Source organism: Hoeflea sp., assembly GCF_039975035.1.
Taxonomy (GTDB): Bacteria; Pseudomonadota; Alphaproteobacteria; order Rhizobiales; family Rhizobiaceae; genus Hoeflea.
The window spans coordinates 36862-59075 of the sequence record NZ_JBDWHW010000021.1 but is presented as its reverse complement, the minus strand read 5'-3'; the positions used below and the strand labels follow the sequence as shown (position 1 = coordinate 59075).

The following is a 22214-nucleotide window of genomic DNA, read 5'->3' as shown; positions in this document are numbered from 1 at the left end:
CCGAAAGACATTCGCTGCTCAAATTGCAGCCTCCGGCAAACCCGGTGCGGTTCAGTGCTGCTGTCGAAAGCAATAGGGAATTGTGCTGCTGAAGACGATCGTGAAATAGCGCTCAGTGCGCACCTCCGTTGGCAGTTCGGAAAAAGGAACAACACTTGTTGAAATTTGAATTAGGTGGTTTTCGCTATTTGGAAGGTTGAGGCATTTTTGGCGGTTTTTTCCAATTTTCGATCATTCCCGCAGCAAATGATGGAAATTGCATGCAGCGCGAGCGGCCTATTTCGAATTATTGCGCGAAGATCGCCAAAAAAGACAGGAATGATGCTTGCATTGATATGGTGATTGGCCTTTGATCGCGGCAAGCTGGGGTCGGGAAAATCAATCCCCGGTGAAAAATGAATTATGCGTACAACCACAGGGGATGCGCCATGAAAAAGCTTAACTTACTTCTGGCCACGACCGCGCTCGCAGCGATGTTTGCATCTGCAGCGCAAGCCAAGACGCTGGTCTATTGCTCGGAAGGATCGCCGGAAGGTTTCGATCCCGCGCTCTACACATCAGGCACCACCTTCGACGCCTCGTCGAAGAACATCTACAACCGTTTGGTTGAATTCAACATCGGCACCACCGAGACCAAGCCCGGCCTGGCCGAGAGCTATGAAGTCTCCGAGGATGGCCTTGAATACACCTTCAAGCTTCGTCCCGGTGTGAAGTTCCACACAAGCGATTTCTTCACACCGACGCGCGATCTCAATGCAGACGATGTGATCTTCTCGTTCGAGCGCCAGCTCAAGCAAGACAATCCCTTCAACAAGTATGTCGAGGGTGCTAGCTGGGAATATTTCAACGGCATGTCGATGCCCGACCTGCTGAAGTCGATCGACAAGGTCGATGACATGACGGTCAAGTTCGTGCTCAATCGTCCCGAAGCGCCGTTTATCGCCAACATGGCGATGGATTTCGCCTCGATCATGTCGAAGGAATATGCCGACAAACTCGAAGCTGACGGCAAGGCCTCTGATCTCAACCAGAAGCCGATCGGCACCGGTCCGTTCCAGTTCGTGGCCTATCAGCCCGACGCCGTGATCCGCTTCAAGGCACATCCGGACTACTGGGCCGGCAAGGAAAAGATCGACGATCTGGTGTTTGCCATCACCACCGACGCATCCGTGCGCCAGCAGAAGCTGATGGCTGGTGAGTGCCACGTTGCGCCGTACCCCAATCCGGCCGATCTGGATTCGCTCAAGGCCAATGCCGATCTTGAAGTGATGGAACAGGAAGGCCTGAACGTCGGCTACCTGGCCTATAACGCGCTTGTGCCGCCGTTTGACAATGCCAAGGTCCGCAAGGCGCTCAACATGGCGATCAACAAGCAGGCCATTCTGGACGCCGTGTTCCAGGGCTCCGGCCAGGCCGCCAAGAACCCGATCCCGCCGACCATGTGGTCCTACAACAAGGCCATTGAAGACGACGCCTTTGACCCTGAAGCCGCCAAGGCGATGCTCGAGGCGGAAGGTGTGAAGGATCTGTCGATGAAGATCTGGGCGATGCCGGTGCAGCGTCCCTACAACCCCAATGCCCGCCGCATGGCCGAGGTGATGCAGGAAGACTTCTCGAAGATCGGCGTCAATGTGGAAATCGTCTCCTATGAATGGGGCGAATATCTTGACAAGTCGAAGGCCAAGGACCGTGACGGCGCAGTGCTGCTCGGCTGGACCGGCGACAATGGCGATCCGGACAACTTCCTGGCCGTGCTGCTGGGCTGTGACGGTGTTGGCGGCTCGAACCGTGCACAGTGGTGCAATGACGAGTTTGAAGCGCTGATCCAGAAGGCCAAGTCCGTTTCAGACAAGGCCGAGCGGACCAAGCTTTACGAAGAAGCACAGGTTGTCTTCAAGCGCGAAGCACCGTGGGCCACGATCGCCCATTCCGTGGTCTTCATGCCGATGAGCAAGAAGGTCACCGGCTACGTGATGGATCCCCTCGGTGGCCATTGGTTCACCGGCGTCGATATCGCCGAATAACCTCAACAGGAAAGACGGGGGCGTTTTACAAACGCCCCCGTTGCCAATGATCATATGCTGCGTTTTTTCCTTACACGTGTAGGCCTGCTGATCCCGACCTTCATCGGGGTTTCAATCGTGGCTTTCGCCTTCATCCGGTTGCTGCCGGGCGACCCGATCATGCTGCTCGCCGGCGAGCGCGGCGTTGACCCCGCGCGCTATGCGGAACTGCAGGCGATGCTCGGTTTCGACAAGTCGATTCCGGTCCAGTACTACAATTATCTCGTCGACATTCTGCACGGCGACTTTGGCACCTCGATCGTCACCAAGCGACCGGTGCTTGATGAATTCCTGACGCTTTTCCCGGCGACCATCGAACTGGCGCTTTGCGCCATCATCCTGGCGACACTGATCGGCATTCCCGCCGGTGTGGTTGCCGCCGTCAAGCGCGGCTCGTGGCTCGATCAGGGCCTGATGGGCACCGCGCTGGTTGGCTATTCAATGCCGATCTTCTGGTGGGGGCTTTTGCTGATCATCCTGTTTTCCGGCATTTTGCAGTGGACCCCGGTGTCGGGGCGGATCTCGCTGATCTATTTCTTTCCGCAGGTCACCGGCTTCATGCTGATCGACAGCCTGCTGTCGGGCCAGTCCGGCGCCTTCAAGTCAGCGTTGAGCCATCTGGTGCTGCCGACCATCGTGCTGGCAACAATTCCGCTGGCGGTGATTGCACGGCAGACGCGTTCGGCAATGCTGGAGGTGCTGGGCGAGGATTATGTCCGCACCGCGCGCGCCAAGGGGCTGCCGCCTCGGCGGGTGATCGGGGTGCATGCGTTGCGCAATGCGCTGATCCCGGTGATCACCACGATCGGTCTGCAGGTCGGCGTTCTGCTTGCCGGCGCCATTTTGACCGAAACCATCTTTTCCTGGCCGGGCATCGGCAAGTGGATGGTCGATTCGGTGTTCAAACGCGATTACTCCGTGGTGCAGGGCGGCTTGCTGCTGATCGCCGGGGTCATCATGCTCGTCAATCTCATCGTTGATTTGCTGTACGGGCTGATCAACCCACGCATCAGGCATTGAGGGTGGGCCATGACTGACACAACAGTTGCTTCCCCCGACCAGACGCCGCTGCGCCGCGGCCGGTTTTCCGAATTCTGGTATTATTTCAGCCAGAATCGCGGTGCCGTGCTTGGGCTTGTGGTGTTCTCCATCGTTGTTTTCGTTGCAATTTTCGCACCCCTGATCGCGCCGCATTCGCCGAGCGTGCAGAACCGCGAAGCCTTCCTGCTGCCGCCATTCTGGCAGGAGGGGGGTAACCTGAGCTACCTGCTGGGAACCGATGCCGTGGGCCGCGATATTCTATCCCGGTTGATGTACGGAGCGCGGTTTTCTCTGTTTATCGGGCTGTTCGTGGTGGTGCTTTCGGTTTCCAGCGGCGTGATGATCGGCCTGATCGCCGGCTATTTCCGCGGCTGGGTCGACACTGTGATCATGCGCATCATGGATGTGATCCTGGCGTTTCCGTCGCTGCTGCTGGCGCTGGTGCTGGTCGCCATTCTGGGCCCCGGCCTGCTCAACGCAATGATTGCCATCGCGCTGATCCTTCAGCCGCATTTTGTGCGCTTGACGCGGGCATCGGTGATGTCCGAGCGTGACCGAGAATATGTGATCGCGTCGCGGGTGGCGGGCGCCGGCAAGATACGGCTGATGTTCCTGACAATCCTTCCCAATTGCCTGGCGCCGTTGATCGTGCAGGCGACCCTGTCGTTTTCGTCGGCAATCCTCGACGCCGCAGCGCTTGGCTTTCTGGGCATGGGCGCACAGCCGCCAACGCCTGAATGGGGCACGATGCTGGCCGAGGCGCGTGAATTCATCCTGCGGGCCTGGTGGGTGGTCACCTTCCCCGGCGTGGCGATCCTGGTCACCGTGCTGGCGATCAATCTGATGGGCGACGGTCTGCGTGACGCACTCGATCCGAAACTGAAGAAAAGCTGATGTCCCTGCTCGAAATCAAGAACCTGACCGTCAGCTTCGACACCGCGTCCGGACCGTTCCGCGCCGTGGACGGGGTTGATCTGAATGTCGATGGTCGCGAAATCCTGTCGATCGTCGGTGAATCCGGATCCGGAAAATCAGTGGCGATGCTGGCGCTGATGGGGCTGTTGCCTGACACAGCATCGGTAACAGCCGATGTCATGCGGTTTGACGGCAAGGACCTGCTGACCATGTCCGCACGGGACAAGCGCAGTATCATCGGCCGCGATATCGCGATGATCTTCCAGGAGCCTATGTCGAGCCTCAATCCGTGTTTTACGGTCGGCTTCCAGATTGGCGAGATGCTCAAGCGCCACACCGGGCTTGACCGCGCCGAGCGCAAGGCGCGCGCCATCGATCTGATGCGGGCGGTGGGCATTCCCTCGCCTGAGCAGCGGCTGTCGGCGTTCCCGCACCAGTTGTCGGGCGGCATGAGCCAGCGGGTGATGGTCGCCATGGCCGCCTCCTGCCGGCCGAAGCTCCTGATCGCGGACGAGCCGACGACAGCGCTGGACGTGACCATCCAGGCACAGATTCTGGATCTGCTGCGCGATCTGTGCGCCGAGTTCGACATGGCGCTGGTGCTGATCACCCACGACATGGGCGTGGTGGCGCAAATGGCGCACCGTGTCCAGGTGCAATATGCCGGCCAGAAAGTCGAGGAGCAGAAGGTGGAGGAGCTGTTTGCCGATCCGCATCATCCCTATACCGCGGCATTGCTGTCGGCCTTGCCGGAACGGGCCACCGGGCGCGGGCACCTGCCGTCGATTCCGGGTGTGGTGCCGGGCCAGTTCGACCGGCCCCCAGGCTGTCTGTTCGAGCCGCGGTGCACGTTTGCCACCGACAGCTGTCGTGTCGGTGCGGTACAGCAGGGACAGGAAATGGGGCTCGCCTTGTGCAATCACCCGCTTGCGAACGGCGTTCCGGCTGACGGCACACCGGCACACGAGGTGCCGGCATGAGCCCGGTTCTCCACGCCACCGACCTGACCCGCAATTATGAAGTCAAGCGCGGCATGTTCGGCAAGCCGGCGCTGGTGCGCGCGCTCAACGGCGTCAGCTTCGATCTCAGTCCCGGCAAGACACTTGCGGTGGTGGGTGAATCGGGTTGCGGCAAGTCGACACTTGCACGTCTCGTGACCATGATCGAGGAGCCGAGCTCGGGCACACTGATGATCGATGGCAAGCCGGCGGCGCTCACCGACAAGAGCCTGCGGCGTACCGTGCAGATCGTGTTTCAGAACCCCTATGGCTCGCTCAATCCGCGCCAGAAGGTCAGCGCCATTCTGGAGGAGCCGCTCAAGGTCAATACCAAGGACGATGCGGAGACGCGGCAGCACAAGGCCCGCGCCATGATGAAGCGGGTGGGGCTCAGGCCTGAGCATTACGACCGTTACCCGCACATGTTTTCAGGCGGCCAGCGACAGCGCATCGCCATCGCGCGGGCGCTGATGCTGAACCCGAAAGTCCTGGTTCTCGATGAACCCGTGTCAGCGCTGGACCTGTCGATCCAGGCGCAGGTGCTCAACCTGCTGATCGATCTGCAGAAGGAATTCGGCCTCGCCTATCTGTTCATCAGCCACGACCTGTCGGTGGTCAAGCATATCGCCGACGATGTAATGGTGATGTATCTCGGGCGTCCGGTGGAATCGGGCTCCGCGCAAAACGTGTTTGCCGATCCGAAGCATCCCTACACCCAGGCGTTGCTGTCGGCGACGCCGGTGGCCAATCCGATCATGAAACAGGAGCGGGTGCGGCTCGAAGGTGAATTGCCGTCACCGCTCGATATCCCGAGCGGCTGCGCGTTCCACCCGCGCTGCCCGATCGCGATACCGAAATGCGCCGAGGCGATCCCGCCGGAACGGCGTGTGGCCGGACGTCAGGTGGCCTGTATCCGAGCTGAATAGTGCGGCAAGCGGCTCAGAAATGTTTGGCAAACAGTCCATTCCAGCAAGCGTGATAGATGTTGGCCTTTTGCTGATCACCCCGTGCATTTGGTTAGCTTGCAGTTAGTCGATGCTTCATCAACAAAGACAAGCCTTGCTAAGGTCTTGTTGAAGAAGCGCTGGCGCCGCTTGTGTTGAACTTGCTTCTTCAGCCTTTGTTCGCGGAGGGACAATTCAACCCATATCAAGAAGATTGCAAAAAATCCTCCGCTGCCACCATCCTTACTCTTCCAGCCCCGGATCCTGTCGACACTTTACAAGAAAGCCCTGAATAGCGTGAACAATGGTGACACCCCAGATAAGCAGGGTCACGATTCCCAATCCAGCCGCAACGGGACGACTGAAAAACCCGACCAGGTTTCCATCTGCAATGATCATTGATGTGGTGAAATTGGTTTCGACAAGTGGCCCGAGCACGATGCCAAGAATAACTGGAGCGATGGCGATCATGCGCGATTCCAGTACAAAGGCGACCACCCCCGCGGCCAGCATCAGTGTCACGCCGAACATGGTATTGTTGATAGAGTAGGAGCCGACAATGCAGAACAGCAGTACGGCAGCGTTCAGCAAGGCGCGCGGCACTTCAAAAATCCACCGCGCGCTTTTGGCGGCTACCCATCCAAGTGGCAGCATCAGCACGTTGGCAATGGCAAAGACGATCATAACAGCGTAGAAGTTTTCCGGATGGAGGGTCATCAATGTGGGCCCTGGGTCCAGCCCCTTCATCACCAAAACGCCAACGGCAATTGCTGTGACGGCGTCGCCGGGAATACCGAACACCATAGCCGGAATCCAGGAAGCGCTCAACTGAGCGATTTTTGGGTCTTTTCCCTGGAGTTGTGGGGTAGAAACAGTCCCGGCGTGGACCAGTTGGGCATTTCACCGGCGAACCGCTCAAAAAAACTGACGGCCAGATCAATATCGTCGCGTGTATTCTCCCTGAAGGACCACCAGGTCCGGAGGTCGCCAAGCTCCGGCGTCACATCGTTGACCAGTGAAAAGTCCTGCTCAATGACAGCCTCTCTGACGGCCAGGCAAAATGTGACGTACAAGTAGCCTTCCGGCCAGAACCCCTCGGGCGCACTCTGATCGACCGGGCCGACATATGGTTCAGCCGTTACAGGCGCGTGACGCACCAGTTCCCGCAACATCAAACCAGCCGAGAAGGTCACATATTCCAGTCGATGTTCCCTGGCCTTGTACTTTTGCGCTTCGAAGGCACGGAACCATGACGTGAATGCGGATATGAGCTTTCCTTCATCGAGGACATAGTGTCGTTGCGTTTCATCCGAAACCGAGCCGAGAAAATCGCGAAAAGAGGCTGTGAACCAGCGGGCGCGGCGAATGGTCTTGCGGACAGGAAGGTTACGCTTATCGAGGACATGCAGGGCGTCTTTCACGTCAGATCCGTCCCGCAGTCTCGATTAACACGATTTCAAGCTGTTCTGCATCGTCCCATCGGGCTTGACAGGCATCCAGACAATCGCCCGCCAACCAGCCGGCAATCCTCACCAGTTCCTCCTCGCAAGCGCCATCATCTTCATGATCAGCGAGGAGCCAGAGAACCAGGGCAATGCAAATCCGTTTGCGTTCCCTACCATCCAAATCAGCCTCGGTATGAACCAGGCCGGGAGCCACACCAAACGGGTTCCGGTTAACAAGGGCGTGAACATAGGCTGCAGCGCGAAACCGCCGGTCTCCCACATCATGCCAGCACAGTGCGAGGATGGTCTTGCTGATCAGGAAGTCCTGCTCGTTGGCAGCGTCAAGCAGGATACGGATGGCAAACGCAGCAACTGAAACCGTGTCCACAGCCGGCACGGTTTCTCCACGCAGCGCTGCCGCGGTGCGGACAACAGCCGCCGAATCCGGTTTCCGAAAGGAACGTAACACCTTCCCGCCTGGACGATTGATCTGTGTGATATCCCTTATCGCTTCGCGCAAGGGGCCTGGAAGAAACTCAAGTGCAGGCGCCAGAAGGGCGCGCGAAGAGGACGCTTTCTGATGAAGGCCCCTGACGAGGTCACGCAATGGCAGTGTCAGCTCTCTTGGATCGGGGTGCGAAACGGACATTTTCAGCGGCCCTCCTTTTTCATTTGACAACATAATCGCGAGTTCTGGTTTTTGCCATGAAGGAAAGTGTCGTGTCGAGATCCTTCACAACAGCCTGCGATCCCAATCCCATCGCATTCTGTGCCGAGGTGGCCTGGCCCATCCGGATGCAGTCCTCGATGGATTTCCCCAGATGCAGTCCCGTGGCAAAGCCGGCGTTGAAACAGTCACCGCAGCCACAGGTGCAGACCACGTCGATGGCATAGGACGGTATGTCGATCTTGTTTCCCTTGGCGTCCCTGTACATGGCGCCGTTGGCTCCCAGTGTCAGGATGACGGCGCCGACGCCGTGATCGAGCAGGAAGCTTGCAATGTCCTCGAAATCGGACAAGCCGGACAGGGCCGCTGCCTCTTCCTCGGAAGGCATAAAGAAGTCTGTATTGGCAAGAAGCGGCTTGATCAGCGGCAGGTCGTCCTGGGTTGAGGCAAACACATCCAGCGTCGTGGTGCAGCCGCGCTTCTTGGCCTCCTTCAGAATATCGGCATTGCGGCCCTGGTCCATGGCATCCATCAGCCCGACGCCTCCGATATGAAGAATTTTGGTGTCGAGCACCCGGTCGACCTGATCATCGTCAACATAGAAGCCGGCCGTCGCCCCGAGCTTGTGCAAGGCTGGCCGGGCGCCGTCGGGCCGGGTGGTGACAATGCTCGACGACGTCGAGAACCCTTCGCAGCGCTGGATCAGCAGCCGGTCGACGCCAAAATCGTCAAGCCGCCGCAGCACCCAGTCACCCATCAGGTCATGGCCAACGCCGCCAACCGCCTGCACCTTGAGGCCATGCTTGGCCGCCACGATGGAGGCAGACCCCGCAGCCCCAGAGACAGCCAGGGCGAAATCGTCGACAAACAGGGTGCCGCCGCCTGGCGGCAGGTCACTGACCGGCCGGCACAGCGCGTCGAAGGTGTAAAATCCCATCGAAGTGTAATCGAACGTCATCAGGCCTCCCAGGGCTGTCGCGGGCGGGTCAGCGCAGGCGCTGACCGGTCTTAGCATCGAAGAGGTAAATGCGCGCCGGGTCAAATGCCACTGATTCCTCCACGCCCAGTTCCGAACGACAATTGCGCTCCGCCTTGACTTCGAGCAGTTTCTCACCCGCCTTGATGGTCAGATAGGTGATGTCGCCGGTTGGCTCAACACCGTAAACCGTGCCCTTGAGTTGCGCGCCATTGCCGCCCACGGTGCAGTCTTCCGGGCGAATTCCAAGCGTGACCTTGCCAGTGGGGGACAGGGAGAGCCCGGCGACCTTGATCCCTGGAGCCGTAAACACGCCATCGCTCAACTGGCCTTCGATCAGGTTCATCGGCGGAGATCCGATAAAGCCGGCAACGAAGGTGTTGGCCGGATCATTGTAGATCTCGTCGGGTGTGCCGATCTGCTGGATCAGGCCGGACTGCATGATGACAATCCGGTCGGCGAGCGTCATGGCTTCGATCTGGTCATGGGTCACATAGACAGTGGTGATTTTCAGCTGCCGCTGAATGTGCTTGATCTGAACCCGCATGGCCTGACGCAGCTTGGCGTCGAGGTTGGACAGGGGTTCATCCATCAGGAAGACCTGCGGTTGGCGCACGATGGCGCGTGCAAGCGCTGCGCGCTGGCGCTGGCCACCCGACAGGGCGCCGGGCTTGCGGTCGAGATACTCGGTCATTTCGACCAGGCCCGCGGCACGCCGGACCAGCGTGTCATGCTCGCTTCTGTCGACGCCGCGCATCCGCAGCGGAAAACGGATGTTCTCGTAAATCGACATGTTGGGATAGAGCGCATAGCCCTGGAACACCATGGCCACATCCCGGTCACGGGCATCGATTTCGTTCATGACCTCGCCGTCCATGCGGATCTCGCCCTCGCTTGGGTCCTCCAGGCCAGCGATCATCCGCATCGTCGTCGTCTTGCCACAGCCCGAAGGTCCGAGGAAGACGATGAATTCTTCATCGGCGATGTCGATATTGACATCGCGGACACCCCAGACGGTGCCCCATTTTTTCTGAATGCCCGTCAGTTCAATTCTCGCCATATTCTTATCCTTTCACTGCGCCCATGGTCAGACCGCGCGACAGGTGCTTCTGGATGGCGACAACCACCAGGAAGACCGGCACAAAGGCGAGGAAGGCAACCAGTGCAATTGCATTGTAAATCAGACCGTCGGATCCGCCGGTGAAGTTCGCCAGCGCCACCGACATCGTGTAGGCGTTGGGGGTCGAGGCGATCAGCAGCGTGAAGAGAAACTCGTTGATCGCAAAAATCATGGCGATCACCGAAGCTGTGATAATGCCGGGCAGGACAGCGGGAATGATGATTTCCCACAGGATGCGCAGATCGCCTGCACCATCGGTCCGGGCGGCGTCTTCCAGCTCCTTGGGAATGTCGAGCATGTAGGAGCGGATAATCCAGGTCACAAAGGACAGGTTGATCGCGGCATAGATCAGCATCAGTGCCCAGATGGTATCCAGCAAGCCGAGATTGCGGAACAGGAAGAAGATCGGGATCGCGACAATTGCCGGAGCCATCATGCGCGTTGACAGGATATAGAAGCCGATATCGTCTCTGCCCCGGTAGGTGTAGCGGGCCAGTGAATAGGCCGCAGGCACCGCGAGCACGAGATCAATGATCACCGATCCGAAGATCGCCGCGACCGAGTTGCGGAGATATTTGGCCATCGGCCAGTCTTCCCAGATCATGTGCCAGGCATCGAGCGAGAAGCTCGGCCAGTAGATCGGTTGTGGCGTGATGATCTCTGTCCGGGGGCGCAGTCCGATGGACAGGAACCACAGCACGGGAGCCAGGCAGAACAAGGCCCAGGCGCCGAGAATTGCGTATCGCAGCAGCAGGCTTTCGCCTCGGGAGCTTTTGCGTTGTGAGGCCATGGATCAGTTCCTCGCCGAGACAAAGGCGCGCTTTACGACAAGCTGCGCAATGATAATGGTGATCACCAGCATGATCACCGATGCGGAAGAGGCATAGCCAAAGTCAAAGAACTTGAACCCGGTTCGATAGATGAAATAGCTGATGGTTTCCGTGCCGAAGGCCGGGCCACCTTTGGTGATGATGAAGACGTTGGTGAACATCGTGGTGATGTCGATGGCGCGCAGGATCAGGGCAACGGCAATCACCGGCTTCATCATCGGTAGCGATATGTTCCAGAAGATCGCATACCAGGATGCGCCATCAAGCCGCGCGGCTTCCTCGACCTCCTCGTCCTGTCCCTGCAAAGCGGCGACAAAAATGATGAACAGGAACGGAGTCCATTGCCAGACGTCGGCCAGGATCAGAATGCCACGGCTCATCCAGATCGACGACTGGTAAGCGATATTGCCGTCAATCAGGCCGATCCGCATCAGAAGGTCGGCAAACACCCGGGCGTCGAGAAATGACAATTTGTAGATGAACGCCACCGCCGACGGCATGAACAGCATCGGAACCAGAAAGATGATCCGCCAGCCTTTTACCCAGGGGTCGCGGTAGGCATAAAAGGCAATCGCAAGCGCGAGCACACATTGCAGGACCAGCGAGACCGAGCCGATCACCAGGGTGTTCCAGATCGCGCCCCAGAATTGATAATCCTGAAACAGGCGAATGTAATTGGCCAGGCCCACCGGTTGCCAGGGCCCAAACTTCACATGGTGGAAGCTCTGGATGACCGCATAGATGCCCGGATAGAGAGTGATCAGCAAGAGATAGATGACGGCCGGCGCCACCAGCAGGTATGGAAACCATGCCTTGAGGCGCTTGCTTCGCCGTTTCAGCTTCTGGTGCGTCGGCGGGACCGGGGCGACCGCAGCCGCCCCGGTGTCCGACAGGGAGGATTTACTCACATTGAGATCCTGTCTGTCTGTTGTTTTGTTGCCTATCAGAAGGGAAGCTTCTTGCCTTCTCCGACATAAAGTCCCGGCGCCGCAGCCGCGTAGTCTACCGGATCCTTGCCCTGGTAGAAGCCGTTGCTGGCCATTATGGCCTTGACGGCGGATGCGGCGTTGTCGAGGGCTTCCTTGGCCGTGATCTGGCCAACAACCGCCCGGTTGATCTCGTTGCCGATGGCCTGTTCAATCGGGAAGGCTCCCGGCAGACGCGGTGAACACCAGGCGTGTTCAAGCGAGTCGGCCCAGACTTTGGCTGGCTGCGAGACTTCCTGAAGGTTGGGGTTGGTCAACACCGACTTGTAGCCCGGAGCAACGCCGTTGGCATTGGCTTCGTTCATGGCCATGATCGAACCGGTGGTGAGGAAGGCCAGCATCAGGAAGGCGCCTTCGGCATTTTGAGCCGATGCGGCGACACAGGAGGTGGACCCGGCAATATTCGGCGGCGCCAAGCGCCCTCCGGCGATGCGGGGTTCGTAGATAGTGACGAAGTCGTCGACGATCTGCGACTGGTCCGGGCGCATGGCCTGGGTGCCGGAATCCTGCCAGCTGATGTTGGTGGCAACCTGACCACCGAGCCAGGCGGCACGGTTTTCCGGCCAACCGGCACCGGCATGGCCTTCATTGGCGTTCTTGGACAGTTCGAGAATAATCTCGAGTCCCTTCATGCCGGCATCACCGTTGAAGATTGGTTCCCAGTTTTCGTCGAACAGCATCATGCCGGCCTGCGCCGATACGTGTTCCCAGGTGTAGGTTGACCAGAAGCCCGGTGCGGCCATCAAGCCTACTCCGGAGACGCCGGGTTCGACCTTGTTGAGTTCGCGCGAGACGCGGATCAGTTCGTCATAGGTCGGAATAGAATTGACGCGGTCGACTTCACCACCGAGGAGCTTCTCCATATAGCCCTTGCGGACATGAACCATCTGGACGTCGCAGTCGAACGGGATGCCGTACATCTTGCCGTTGAAGAAACCGTAGTTGAGCCGGTAGGTGTCATAGAAATCGTCGAGCGGCAGGTTCCACTTGTCTGCGAACCCGTCGAGTTCATGCAGGAAGCCGGGCGCTGCGAAGTCTCCCAGCCAGGGCGAGAAGAACTGAAGTGCATCGAAGGATGCATTGCCCGAGATGAATTCGGCCAGTGCCTTGTCGTAGAAACTGTCATCCGGGATCGGAACCAGTTCGACCTTGATACCTGAAAGTGCTTCAAACGGCACAAGACCTTCAGCTGCCGACTCAGCATCGGCAGCGCCAACTGCAAAGCGAACCGTTGTTCCAGCCAGTTCGCTGCGCACAGCGTCCCAGTCTACGGTCCTGATCCAGTCCTTGCTGTTGTCCCAAATTGGTTTGTCGTCAGACATTCCATAGAGTTTCTGGTAGTCCTTGCGCACGTATTTAGAGATTGAAATATCGTCGAGCACGCTTTGCGGATCCGGAAGATGGGATGCCGCGAGCAACGGGGTGCCCCACGTCGTGCCAGCGATCGCAATTCCTGTCGCGGTGGTGTTCTTCAAAAAAGAGCGCCGCGAGAGCTTGCCTCTGAATTTCATTGGATTCTCCTCCCTAGAGTTCGCTTGAATACCCGAGTCGCAATCTCCCCGGGATTACGCCTTGACCTTTGTGATCCTGCACAATGATCTGAACATTAGCATTTACAAGGCTAACTTTGTTCAGATGGGCTTGGAAGTCAATAGGATTCGCCGAATATGAACGAACAATTGAGTTGACATGAGTACTAAAGTTCATGATGCTTGGGCAGCTGTTGATTATGGGAGAGTTGTCGAAATGGGGTCAAACATTGCACTGACGGGGTTGGCCAAGGATCTCGCGGCGCGGGCAGGTAACGGCAGGCCGGTGCGCATCGGTCTGATCGGTTCAGGCGAGATGGGAACCGACATCGTCACGCGGGCTTCGATGATGGATGGCGTCGAGGTTGCCGCCATTTCGGAAATCAACCCGGCGGCGGCGCACCGGGCGGTCGAGATCGCCAGACGGTCGAAAGGTTCCAGCCAGGACGCCAACACGACAGATGCGTTGAACGCTGTGATCGAGAGCGGCAAGACCGCGATCGCCGACAACGCCGACGCAATCCTCGAATCGGGCCTCATCGATGTGGTCATCGACGCGACGGGCATTCCTGCAGTCGGCGCGGAAATCGGGCTGCGCGCGATGGAGCGTGGCAAGCATCTGGTGATGATGAATGTCGAAGCCGACGTCACCATCGGCTCCTACCTGCGGCGCGAGGCCGAGCGGTTGGGCGTGGTCTACAGTCTGGGTGCGGGCGACGAACCGTCGTCCTGCATGGAGCTGATCGAGTTCGTCTCGGCGATGGGGCACAAGATCATCTGCGCCGGCAAGGGCAAGAACAACCCGCTCAACATCGACGCGACGCCTGATGCCTACGAAGCCGAAGCCATGCAGCGTCACATGAACCCGCGTCTGCTGGTCGAATTTGTCGACGGGTCGAAGACCATGGTGGAAATGTCTGCCATCGCCAACGCCACCGGACTGATCCCTGATTGTGATGGCATGCATGGTCCTGCCGCCGGCCCGAAGGATCTGGCCAAGACCCTGATTCCTGAAAAGGACGGTGGTCTGTTGAAAGGCATAGGCCGGGTCGACTACTCGATCGGCAAGGGGGTTTCGCCCGGCGTCTTCGTCATCATCGAAGCCGAACACCCGCGTATTCGCGAGCGCCTGACCGATCTGAAGATGGGCGATGGTCCTTATTTCGAGTTTATCCGGCCCTATCACCTGACCTCGTTGGAAGTTCCGCTGACCTGCGCGCGCGCCGTCCTTTACGGCAAGGCCGATATGATCCCCCTCGACCGGCCTGTTGCCGAAGTTGCGGCGGTGGCCAAACGGGATCTGAAACCGGGCGAAAAGCTCGATCAGATCGGCGAATACACCTACCGCGCCTGGGCCATGGAAGTTTCCCGGGCACGCGCTGCGCAAGCGCAGCCGGCCGGTCTGCTGACCGGTGCAACGGTGACTGCGCCGATCCGGAAAGGTGAATTGATCACCGCACTCAATACCACTCTGCCAAACGCGAAGATCGTCGAATTGCGGCGACGCCAGGATGAAATGCTCTACGGGAAAGTGGCGGCCAATGTCTGAGATCAATACCCCTTATGCCGTGCGCGCCTATAGCCCGGAGGCGTTGAAAGGGGCGTTGCGCAAGATGATCCTGATCCGCAGGTTCGAGGAAGGTGCGGAAGACTGCTACACGCGCGGCCTGATTCACGGCACAATGCACTTGTCGATCGGGCAGGAGGCATCCGCGGTCGGCTCGTGCATGTCGCTCAGTGATGAAGACAAGATCACCTCGACCCACCGCGGCCATGGCCATTGCATTGCAAAGAACGCCGATCTTGGAAAAATGTTCGCCGAGTTCTTTGGCAAGGACACCGGCTATTGCCGGGGCCGGGGCGGCTCGATGCACATTGCCGATGTGACCAAGGGCAATCTGGGCGCCAACGGTATTGTCGGCGGCGGTCTGCCGATTGCCGTGGGCGCTGCGCTGTCGGCGAAGCGGTTGGGAACGGGGGCTGTGACAGTCTGCTTCTTCGGTGACGGTGCCAACAATGAAGGCGCCTTCCATGAAGCGCTGAACATGGCTGCCGTCTGGAAGCTCCCGGTAGTTTTTGTCTGCGAGAACAACAAATACGGCATGTCGACTTCGACGGAACGATCCACCGCAGTCAAGAACATCGCCGAGCGCGCCGTCGCCTATTCGATGCCGGGTGTAACGGTGGACGGCAATGACTTCTCCGCAGTGACCGAGGCCGTCGATGCCGCCGTTGCGCGGGCGCGGGCGGGGGATGGACCAAGCCTGGTCGAGAATCTGACTTACCGGTGGCGTGGTCATTCGAAATCCGACCGCAACCGCTACCGTACCAAGGAAGAGATCAGCGAGTGGATGGATCTCGACCCGATCCGGCAAATGACCGAGTTGCTCGTCGCGCACATGATCATGTCGGAAGCCGAGGTCGAAGCGCTGCACGACGAAGCGGCGCGGGTGATCAAGGAGGCGATTGAATTTGCGGCGGCGAGCCCCTCGCCCGAACTCGGTGATGCCACCCGTTTTGTCTATACCGATGGAGCTGCGGCATGAACGCTCAGGGCAAATCCGAGCTTCGCGAACTCTCCTATGCGGAAGCAATTCGCGAGGCGATGGACATCTCCCTGGAGCGCGATGAACGGGTCATACTGATGGGAGAAGACATCGGCGTTTATGGCGGCGCGTTCCAGGTGACCGGCAATCTGGTCGAGAAATACGGCGCGGACCGGGTGATGGACACGCCGATTTCGGAGCTTGGCGGCGCTGGCGTAGCTGTCGGGGCGGCTTTGACGGGCCTCAGACCGATCTTTGAATTCCAGTTTTCGGATTTTGCTGCCTTGGCGATGGAGCAAATCGTCAACCAGGCGGCCAAGATCCGCTACATGCTGGGCGGTGCCGTCTCTGTTCCGCTTGTGATGCGCTTTCCGGCGGGCTCGGGAACCGGAGCAGCGGCGCAACATTCGCAAAGCCTCGAAGCCTGGTTTGGTCACGTGCCGGGTCTGAAGGTTATCCAGCCCTCCACGCCCGAAGATGCCAAAGGCATGCTGCTGGCAGCGCTTGAGGACCCTGATCCGGTGATGATCTTCGAACACAAGATCCTCTACAAGATGAAGGGCCACGTCCCTGAGGGATACTACACAACACCTATCGGCAAGGCTGCGATCCGCCGGTCAGGCAAGGATCTCTCAATCGTTGCCACATCCTTGATGGTGCACAAGGCTTTGAGCGCTGCGGAGACTTTGGCCAGCGAGGGCATTGATGTCGAAGTGATTGATCTTCGCACCGTGCGCCCGATGGATCGGGAGACGGTTCTGGGCTCTGTCCGCAAGACCGGAAAACTGATCTGCGTCTATGAGGGGGTCAAGACTTTGGGTGTTGGTGCGGAAATATCGGCCATGGTCGCCGAGAGCGACGCATTCGATTTCCTCGAGGCGCCCATTGTTCGCTTGGGGGGGGCGGAAAGCCCTATTCCCTACAATCCCGAGCTTGAAAAGGCTGTCGTGCCTCAGGTGCCCGACATTGTGGAAGCTGCCCGTAACATTGCAAAAGGCCTTATCTGATGCCTGTTGAAGTCATCATGCCGAAAGTCGACATGGACATGGCCAGTGGCAAGATCTCGGTATGGCATGTCGCGGCAGGCGAGAAGGTGGGTCAAGGCGATCCGCTTTTCGATATCGAGACTGACAAGGCGGCAATGGAGGTCGAGGCTTCCGCGAGCGGTTACCTGCATCATCCGGTTGCCGAAGGCACAGATGTGCCAATCGGGCAGCCGGTAGCCTGGATCTATGCCGAGGGCGAGAAGGTCGGTGCGCCACCCGAAGCCGCGATACCTCACGCATCTGATCCGGCGCCGGAAGCAATACCTGACCGTGATTCAAATCCGGTCGCCACCGCGCCGGCTGACGATGCTTCTTCCGCTCCGCCTGCTCGCCAGAAGGCGCGCGCCACGCCCCTGGCCCGCTCGCTGGCACGCAAGGCCGGACTTGATATTGAGGATGTTGCTGGAAGCGGGCCTCGCGGCCGGGTTCAGGCCGAGGATGTGCGTGGCATCCTGGATCAACCACTACCGCTGCCGATGGCGGCACCACCCGGCTTCGTCTCCGAGACCGGCCCCCTGGCCGTGTCACGCAGCAAAGCCGGATCCGGCACGCCGATCCTGCTGATCCACGGCTTTGCCAGCGATGCGAAATCCTGGGCACCGTTGGAAGGGTACTTGAATGACCATCCGATCTTCCGGATCGAGCTGCCATCTCACGGCAAGTCGCCGCGACTTCGCATATCCTGCTTTGCCGATCTTGTGTCGGCAGTGCGCCGGGCGTTTGACGCGCTTGATCTGGGATCTGCACATCTGATTGGCCACAGCCTCGGCGGCGCGGCTGCCCTTGCGCTCGCCGACACTCGGCCCAAGACAGTATGCTCCCTGACGCTTTTGGCGCCGGCCGGGCTTGGACCCGATATCAATGGACAAGCTCTCACCGGAATTGGAAACGCCACGCGCGCCGAGAGCCTGGGCCCCTGGCTGAAGCAGATGGTTGCGGATGAGCGGTTGATCGGCGATGGCTATGTGCGGGCAGCGATGGCTGCGCGCGCAGATGCCGGTATGCGTCTGGCGCAAAATGCTTTGGCGGATGCAGTCTTCCCCGATGGGGTTCAGGCTTTTGACATGAAATCCGCATTGGACCGGGTCGCAACGCCGACGCGAATTGTCTGGGGAAGGCAAGACCGGATCATCCCCTGGCAACATGCTTTGCGGGCTCCGGGCCGGGTAAGCTTGCACCTGTTCGACAATGTCGGACACGTTCCGCAATTCGAAATTCCCGACGAGGTTGGAAAACTCCTGCGTACCCATCTATGATAGCTGGCGAAACGGTGATCAGTGCAGGAATATCTCATGGCAGCAGACACACTACCGAGCGGCTCTGTCGGTCGCGGTAAACCGGTGTCGGATCCGCAAAGTCAGTTGCGGGTGCGCGCGGCATGGCTCTACTACGTGGAAGGCCTCACGCAATCGGACGTGGCGGATCGGCTCGGCGTCAACCGTATCATGATCACGCGCCTGCTTTCGGAAGCCAGAAAGCGCGGCGAAGTCGTGATCCGGATCAAGTCGAAACTGGGGCCGTTGATCGAGGCCCAGATCCAGCTCGAGAAGAAGTTCGGCCTGGCCAAGGCCATTGTCGCTCCGTTCACGGAAGACGATGGCGACCCGACGCGGGTCATCGCCGCCGCCGCAGGCGAATATGTTTCGGGCCTGATGCGCAACAACGTGACCATCGGCGTTGGCTGGGGACGAACGCTTCATACCATGCTTCCCTATGTCGAAGGGCGGACCCTCGAGGGGGCCAGGGTCGTCTCGCTACTCGGCGGAATTGCCCAGGCACGCCGGTTCAATCCGGCGGAATTCGCCTGGCAGTTTGCCGAACTGTTTGACGCGGAAGGCTTCCTGATTCCGGCGCCGGCGATTGTCGATTCCGCCCAGACCAAGCATGCACTGCTGGAGCATTGCGGGCTCGACCATATCATGAGCATGGCTGAAACCTGTGACGTCGTGTTGCTGTCATGTGGCGGCATATCGACATTGACCACATCTTACCGGACCGGCCATGTTTCGGAGGCTGAGCGGATCTCGCTGATCGAAGCCGGAGCGGTGGGAGATGTTCTTTACAATTTTCTCGACAGGGATGGCCAGCCGGTTCCCCACCCTGTCAATGAACGCTGCATTTCCGTGTCGGTTGATCGCCTGTCGCGATTGTCGGACAAGGTGTTGATTTCCGGTGGGATTGAGAAAACCCTGGCGATCCGGGCAACCTTGAAATCCGTCAAGCCGAATACGTTTGTGACCGACGAAGCCACAGCCATGCGCCTGTTGGCGACCGACGAGTGAGGTGCAAGATGACGGCATATCGACAAGCGCCAAGGCCGTTCGAGGTCGCTTTTTCAATTTGATATTCCGCCACACAGAACCAACTTTTCAGAGAGGCCGGATCGGGGCAGAAGTGATGCGTCACCGCTTATGGCAACGGTTGCGGAGCAACCGATATGATTTGCATCCCGAGATGCCATCGTTGTATCCATGGCGCTTGAAAAGACCGGAGAAAACCAGATGCCGAAGCTTCCAATGCAGGTGCCGAACATCGTCAAACGGGTGCTCGAATCATCGCCTTCCGATTTGCGGCTGCTGGCCCACAGGCTGCACGACCATGCGACGGAAGACCGGATGTCTCCCGCGGACGTAAAGTCGAGCCTGGCGCAACTCGGATATGACGATATAGCCGATTTCTGCCGCGATCTGGACATGCCCAGCCATGTTGCCGAACACTGGCAGCGGTTTGGCGTGTCTGGCGAGATGCGCCAGGTGTTTCGGCTGATGATCAAGCAACGCGACCGGTTTGCCGCGGCGGTGGCCGAATTCGAAACCATCACTCATGTTGGTCTGGAGCAATTTCTCAAAGGGCGTGGCGTCCTCTGATCCCTGCCGCTCTACGGTCCATCGTGGTCCAGCAATGCCTGGGCCGTTAGCATGTCGGTGACGAGAACCCCCGTCGGCATGAGGTGCAGGGCCGCCAGGATGGCCTTTACTTTTGCGGCGCCGCCTGCGGCAAGAACAATCCTTGGAATTTTGCAGACAGTGGCCAGGTCGACCGCCATGATGCGGCTGTTGAGTTCGTGATCAACCAGGTTGCCCTGCGCGTCGATGAAGTAACACAGCACGTTGGCCACTGCGCCTTTTGCGACCAGTGACGGGATGAGGTCGCTGCCAACAATACCATGCCTGAAAATTGTCGCATCGGGGGTTATTTCCCCGACAGTCAGCAAGGCGATGTCCGCATTTGCCGTACGTTGTTTGACTTCCATCAAGGGCGGCTGTGCCCAGAGAGCTTTCGCGAGTTTCGGGCTGTCAACGACCACGGGCGCGGTGATCTGGTAGCTGTCGATATCGAATGCCTCGGCAACCCGCGCGGCGACAATCGAGGGGTTGATCCACCCCGAATGCGGCAGGCTGCCGACCAGTCCAATGACGGAGGCGTCCTTGAGCTTCCGTTTCTCCAAAAACTGCAGGCTGCTGAACAGGGTTGCGCCCCCGCCGATAGCAAGTGTCTTGCCATCTCCCATCTCCATACTCAGGTAGCGCGCAATGGCGTGTCCGATCGCCTTCTCCAGGTTCTTGTCATTGGAGGGAGAGGGAATGACGACGGCGGATGACAGGTTCCAGCGCTTTTCGAGTGCCCGTTCGGCGGCAATCTGCTCGGAGGCCGCGCTGTTGATCGTGGTGACCACGATTCCTTCGGTGACACACTCCGCCAATGTCCGCATCACCTTCACCCGGCTGATCTGAAGATGATCGGCGATCTGCTCCTGCGTCATCTTTTCAACATGGTAGAGCCAGGCGGTCTTCACCTTGAGGTTGGAGGATTTGCTCCGCCATTCCTGTTCGCTCATCGGGTGTCCTTTGCAATGCCGGTCCTGAAAACATGTTGATTTTCGCCTTACCACAAAAAACTGCGTCGCGGCGCAAATATCAGATTGGACAAATGTCGCACAAATGTTACAAATGTACAGTAGTGAGGAGGTTGCAAGCCATCGCACGGTCCAGTGGCTTGCGCGTTAAATGTGATCAGGCACGTATGCGGCCTGACAGGAGCACAATTGGACCAAGAGGAGATTATAAGATGAACGTGTTTTCCAAGGCGTTGAAGCGAGCCCCGGTGTTTTTTGCCGCTGCCTTCATGCTGTCGAGTGCGCATGCGGATGAGTTGACGCTCTATACATCGCAGCCGGACGCCGATGCAGCCAAGACCGTTGAGGCGTTTCGCAAAATCAATCCCGACATCGAGGTGCAGATATATCGTTCGGGGACCAGCGACATCATGAGCAAGTTGGCCGCCGAGTTTGCGGCTGGTGCGTCGCAAGCTGACGTTCTGCTGATTGCCGATGCGGTGAGCATGGAGAGCCTCAAGGCCCAAGACAAGCTCTTGAGCTACCCCGAAGCAAATGTCGAAGGCTTCTCCGAAAATGCCTATGACGCGGACAAGACCTATTTCGGCAGCAAGCTGATCACCACCGGCATTGCCTACAACACCGGGGTGAAGGCCAAGCCCGAGCACTGGTCCGATCTCGCCGGAGACGAGTACAAGGGTCTCGTGGTAATGCCGAGCCCGCTGTATTCGGGTGCTGCGGCATTTCTTCTCAGCGGCTTTGCTGCCAACCCGGATCTGGGATGGGACTATTTCGAAAAACTCCACGAGAACGATCTTATCAGTGTGCGCGGCAATGGCGCCGTTCTGAAATCGGTGGCGAGCGGCGAGCGGCCCTACGGCATCATGGTTGACTTCATGGCGCTCAATGCGAAAGCCAAGGGGTCTCCGGTTGAGTTTGTCTTTCCGTCAGAAGGCGTGCCGGCGGTGACCGAGCCCGTGGCCATCATGGCGGAAGCCAAGAACGTTCCCGCCGCCAAGAAGTTCATCGACTTCATTCTCTCCGATGAAGGCCAGAAACTGGCGCTTGAACAGGGCTATCTGCCGGCCAAACAATCCATCGGACGTCCGGCCTGGCTGCCCGAAGGCGTTGATGTCACCGTCATGCCGATCAAGACCCAGGAAGTCTTGATGAAGACCGATGCCGACAAGGCAAAATTCAACGAGATGTTTGGCGGATAACTGCTCGTCCTCCCCCAGGCTTTTGTTTGTCAGCCTGTCAATGAGACAGCCCA

At 58.8% G+C, this 22214-nt stretch carries 21 protein-coding genes; 12 read left to right on the top strand and 9 right to left on the bottom strand.

Features of this window, described 5'->3' with window-relative positions; all coding sequences use genetic code 11:
* Nucleotides 1-428: 428 nt before the first annotated feature.
* From ABJN75_RS01890 to ABJN75_RS01870, 5 genes are read left to right on the top strand one after another with little or no spacing between them, the layout of a single operon-like run.
* A complete protein-coding gene (locus ABJN75_RS01890; RefSeq protein WP_348436315.1) occupies nucleotides 429-2024 on the top strand; it encodes an ABC transporter substrate-binding protein in 1596 nt (531 codons plus the stop codon).
* Between the two features lie 54 nt (nucleotides 2025-2078).
* Nucleotides 2079-3083: an ABC transporter permease subunit gene (locus ABJN75_RS01885; RefSeq protein WP_348436313.1), complete on the top strand. Its 1005-nt coding sequence runs from the start codon at nucleotides 2079-2081 to the stop codon at nucleotides 3081-3083.
* 9 nt (nucleotides 3084-3092) lie between these two features.
* Nucleotides 3093-3998: an ABC transporter permease subunit gene (locus tag ABJN75_RS01880; protein WP_348436311.1), complete on the top strand. Its 906-nt coding sequence runs from the start codon at nucleotides 3093-3095 to the stop codon at nucleotides 3996-3998.
* The gene (locus ABJN75_RS01875) at nucleotides 3998-4999 is read left to right on the top strand and encodes an ABC transporter ATP-binding protein (RefSeq protein ID WP_348436309.1); all 1002 of its coding nucleotides are present in this window, start codon (nucleotides 3998-4000) and stop codon (nucleotides 4997-4999) included. The genes ABJN75_RS01880 and ABJN75_RS01875 overlap by 1 nt, the downstream gene beginning before the upstream one ends.
* Nucleotides 4996-5943 carry a peptide ABC transporter ATP-binding protein gene (locus ABJN75_RS01870; protein ID WP_348436307.1) on the top strand — a complete coding sequence of 316 codons (948 nt, stop codon included), beginning with the start codon at nucleotides 4996-4998 and terminating at the stop codon, nucleotides 5941-5943. The genes ABJN75_RS01875 and ABJN75_RS01870 overlap by 4 nt, the downstream gene beginning before the upstream one ends.
* 261 nt (nucleotides 5944-6204) lie before the next feature.
* On the opposite strand, the gene ABJN75_RS01865 is transcribed toward ABJN75_RS01870, so the two are convergent.
* The 8 genes from ABJN75_RS01865 to ABJN75_RS01830 form a co-directional block, all read right to left on the bottom strand.
* Nucleotides 6205-6765 carry a tripartite tricarboxylate transporter permease gene (locus tag ABJN75_RS01865; RefSeq protein WP_348436305.1) on the bottom strand — a complete coding sequence of 187 codons (561 nt, stop codon included), beginning with the start codon at nucleotides 6763-6765 and terminating at the stop codon, nucleotides 6205-6207.
* A gap of 20 nt (nucleotides 6766-6785) precedes the next feature.
* Entirely contained in the window at nucleotides 6786-7382 is a 597-nt protein-coding gene (locus ABJN75_RS01860) for a hypothetical protein (RefSeq protein ID WP_348436303.1), read from the bottom strand.
* A 1-nt stretch (nucleotide 7383) separates the two neighbouring features.
* A complete protein-coding gene (locus tag ABJN75_RS01855; protein WP_348436301.1) occupies nucleotides 7384-7875 on the bottom strand; it encodes a hypothetical protein in 492 nt (163 codons plus the stop codon).
* Between the two features lie 199 nt (nucleotides 7876-8074).
* Nucleotides 8075-9031 (bottom strand): sugar kinase, encoded by a 957-nt coding sequence (locus ABJN75_RS01850; RefSeq protein ID WP_348436299.1) that lies wholly within the window; start codon nucleotides 9029-9031, stop codon nucleotides 8075-8077.
* Nucleotides 9032-9059: 28 nt separating this feature from the next.
* Nucleotides 9060-10109 (bottom strand): ABC transporter ATP-binding protein, encoded by a 1050-nt coding sequence (locus tag ABJN75_RS01845; RefSeq protein WP_348436297.1) that lies wholly within the window; start codon nucleotides 10107-10109, stop codon nucleotides 9060-9062.
* Between the two features lie 4 nt (nucleotides 10110-10113).
* Nucleotides 10114-10959, bottom strand: coding sequence for a carbohydrate ABC transporter permease (locus ABJN75_RS01840; protein WP_348436295.1), 846 nt, complete (start codon nucleotides 10957-10959; stop codon nucleotides 10114-10116).
* A 3-nt stretch (nucleotides 10960-10962) separates the two neighbouring features.
* A complete protein-coding gene (locus ABJN75_RS01835; RefSeq protein ID WP_348436293.1) occupies nucleotides 10963-11907 on the bottom strand; it encodes a sugar ABC transporter permease in 945 nt (314 codons plus the stop codon).
* 35 nt (nucleotides 11908-11942) lie between these two features.
* Complete coding sequence (locus ABJN75_RS01830; protein WP_348436291.1) at nucleotides 11943-13496, bottom strand: extracellular solute-binding protein; 1554 nt, start codon at nucleotides 13494-13496, stop codon at nucleotides 11943-11945.
* Nucleotides 13497-13731: 235 nt separating this feature from the next.
* Between ABJN75_RS01830 and ABJN75_RS01825 the strand changes: the two genes are divergently transcribed.
* From ABJN75_RS01825 to ABJN75_RS01800, 6 genes are all read left to right on the top strand, one after another.
* On the top strand, nucleotides 13732-15063 hold the full coding sequence (locus ABJN75_RS01825) for an SAF domain-containing protein (protein WP_348436289.1): 1332 nt from the start codon (nucleotides 13732-13734) through the stop codon (nucleotides 15061-15063).
* Nucleotides 15056-16060 (top strand): thiamine pyrophosphate-dependent dehydrogenase E1 component subunit alpha, encoded by a 1005-nt coding sequence (locus ABJN75_RS01820; protein WP_348436287.1) that lies wholly within the window; start codon nucleotides 15056-15058, stop codon nucleotides 16058-16060. Before ABJN75_RS01825 ends, ABJN75_RS01820 begins: the two co-directional genes overlap by 8 nt.
* On the top strand, nucleotides 16057-17067 hold the full coding sequence (locus tag ABJN75_RS01815) for an alpha-ketoacid dehydrogenase subunit beta (protein WP_348436285.1): 1011 nt from the start codon (nucleotides 16057-16059) through the stop codon (nucleotides 17065-17067). The genes ABJN75_RS01820 and ABJN75_RS01815 overlap by 4 nt, the downstream gene beginning before the upstream one ends.
* Nucleotides 17067-18362: an acetoin dehydrogenase dihydrolipoyllysine-residue acetyltransferase subunit gene (locus ABJN75_RS01810; protein ID WP_348436283.1), complete on the top strand. Its 1296-nt coding sequence runs from the start codon at nucleotides 17067-17069 to the stop codon at nucleotides 18360-18362. The genes ABJN75_RS01815 and ABJN75_RS01810 overlap by 1 nt, the downstream gene beginning before the upstream one ends.
* Nucleotides 18363-18398: 36 nt before the next feature.
* A complete protein-coding gene (locus ABJN75_RS01805; protein WP_348436282.1) occupies nucleotides 18399-19388 on the top strand; it encodes a sugar-binding transcriptional regulator in 990 nt (329 codons plus the stop codon).
* A gap of 219 nt (nucleotides 19389-19607) precedes the next feature.
* Nucleotides 19608-19973 (top strand): hypothetical protein, encoded by a 366-nt coding sequence (locus ABJN75_RS01800; RefSeq protein ID WP_348436280.1) that lies wholly within the window; start codon nucleotides 19608-19610, stop codon nucleotides 19971-19973.
* Nucleotides 19974-19984: 11 nt separating this feature from the next.
* Here the strand turns inward: ABJN75_RS01800 and ABJN75_RS01795 are convergent, their stop codons facing one another.
* Complete coding sequence (locus ABJN75_RS01795; RefSeq protein ID WP_348436278.1) at nucleotides 19985-20944, bottom strand: sugar-binding domain-containing protein; 960 nt, start codon at nucleotides 20942-20944, stop codon at nucleotides 19985-19987.
* Between the two features lie 287 nt (nucleotides 20945-21231).
* On the opposite strand from ABJN75_RS01795, the gene ABJN75_RS01790 reads away from it, so the two are divergent.
* Nucleotides 21232-22161 carry an ABC transporter substrate-binding protein gene (locus ABJN75_RS01790; RefSeq protein WP_348436332.1) on the top strand — a complete coding sequence of 310 codons (930 nt, stop codon included), beginning with the start codon at nucleotides 21232-21234 and terminating at the stop codon, nucleotides 22159-22161.
* The last annotated feature ends 53 nt before the right edge of the window (nucleotides 22162-22214 follow it).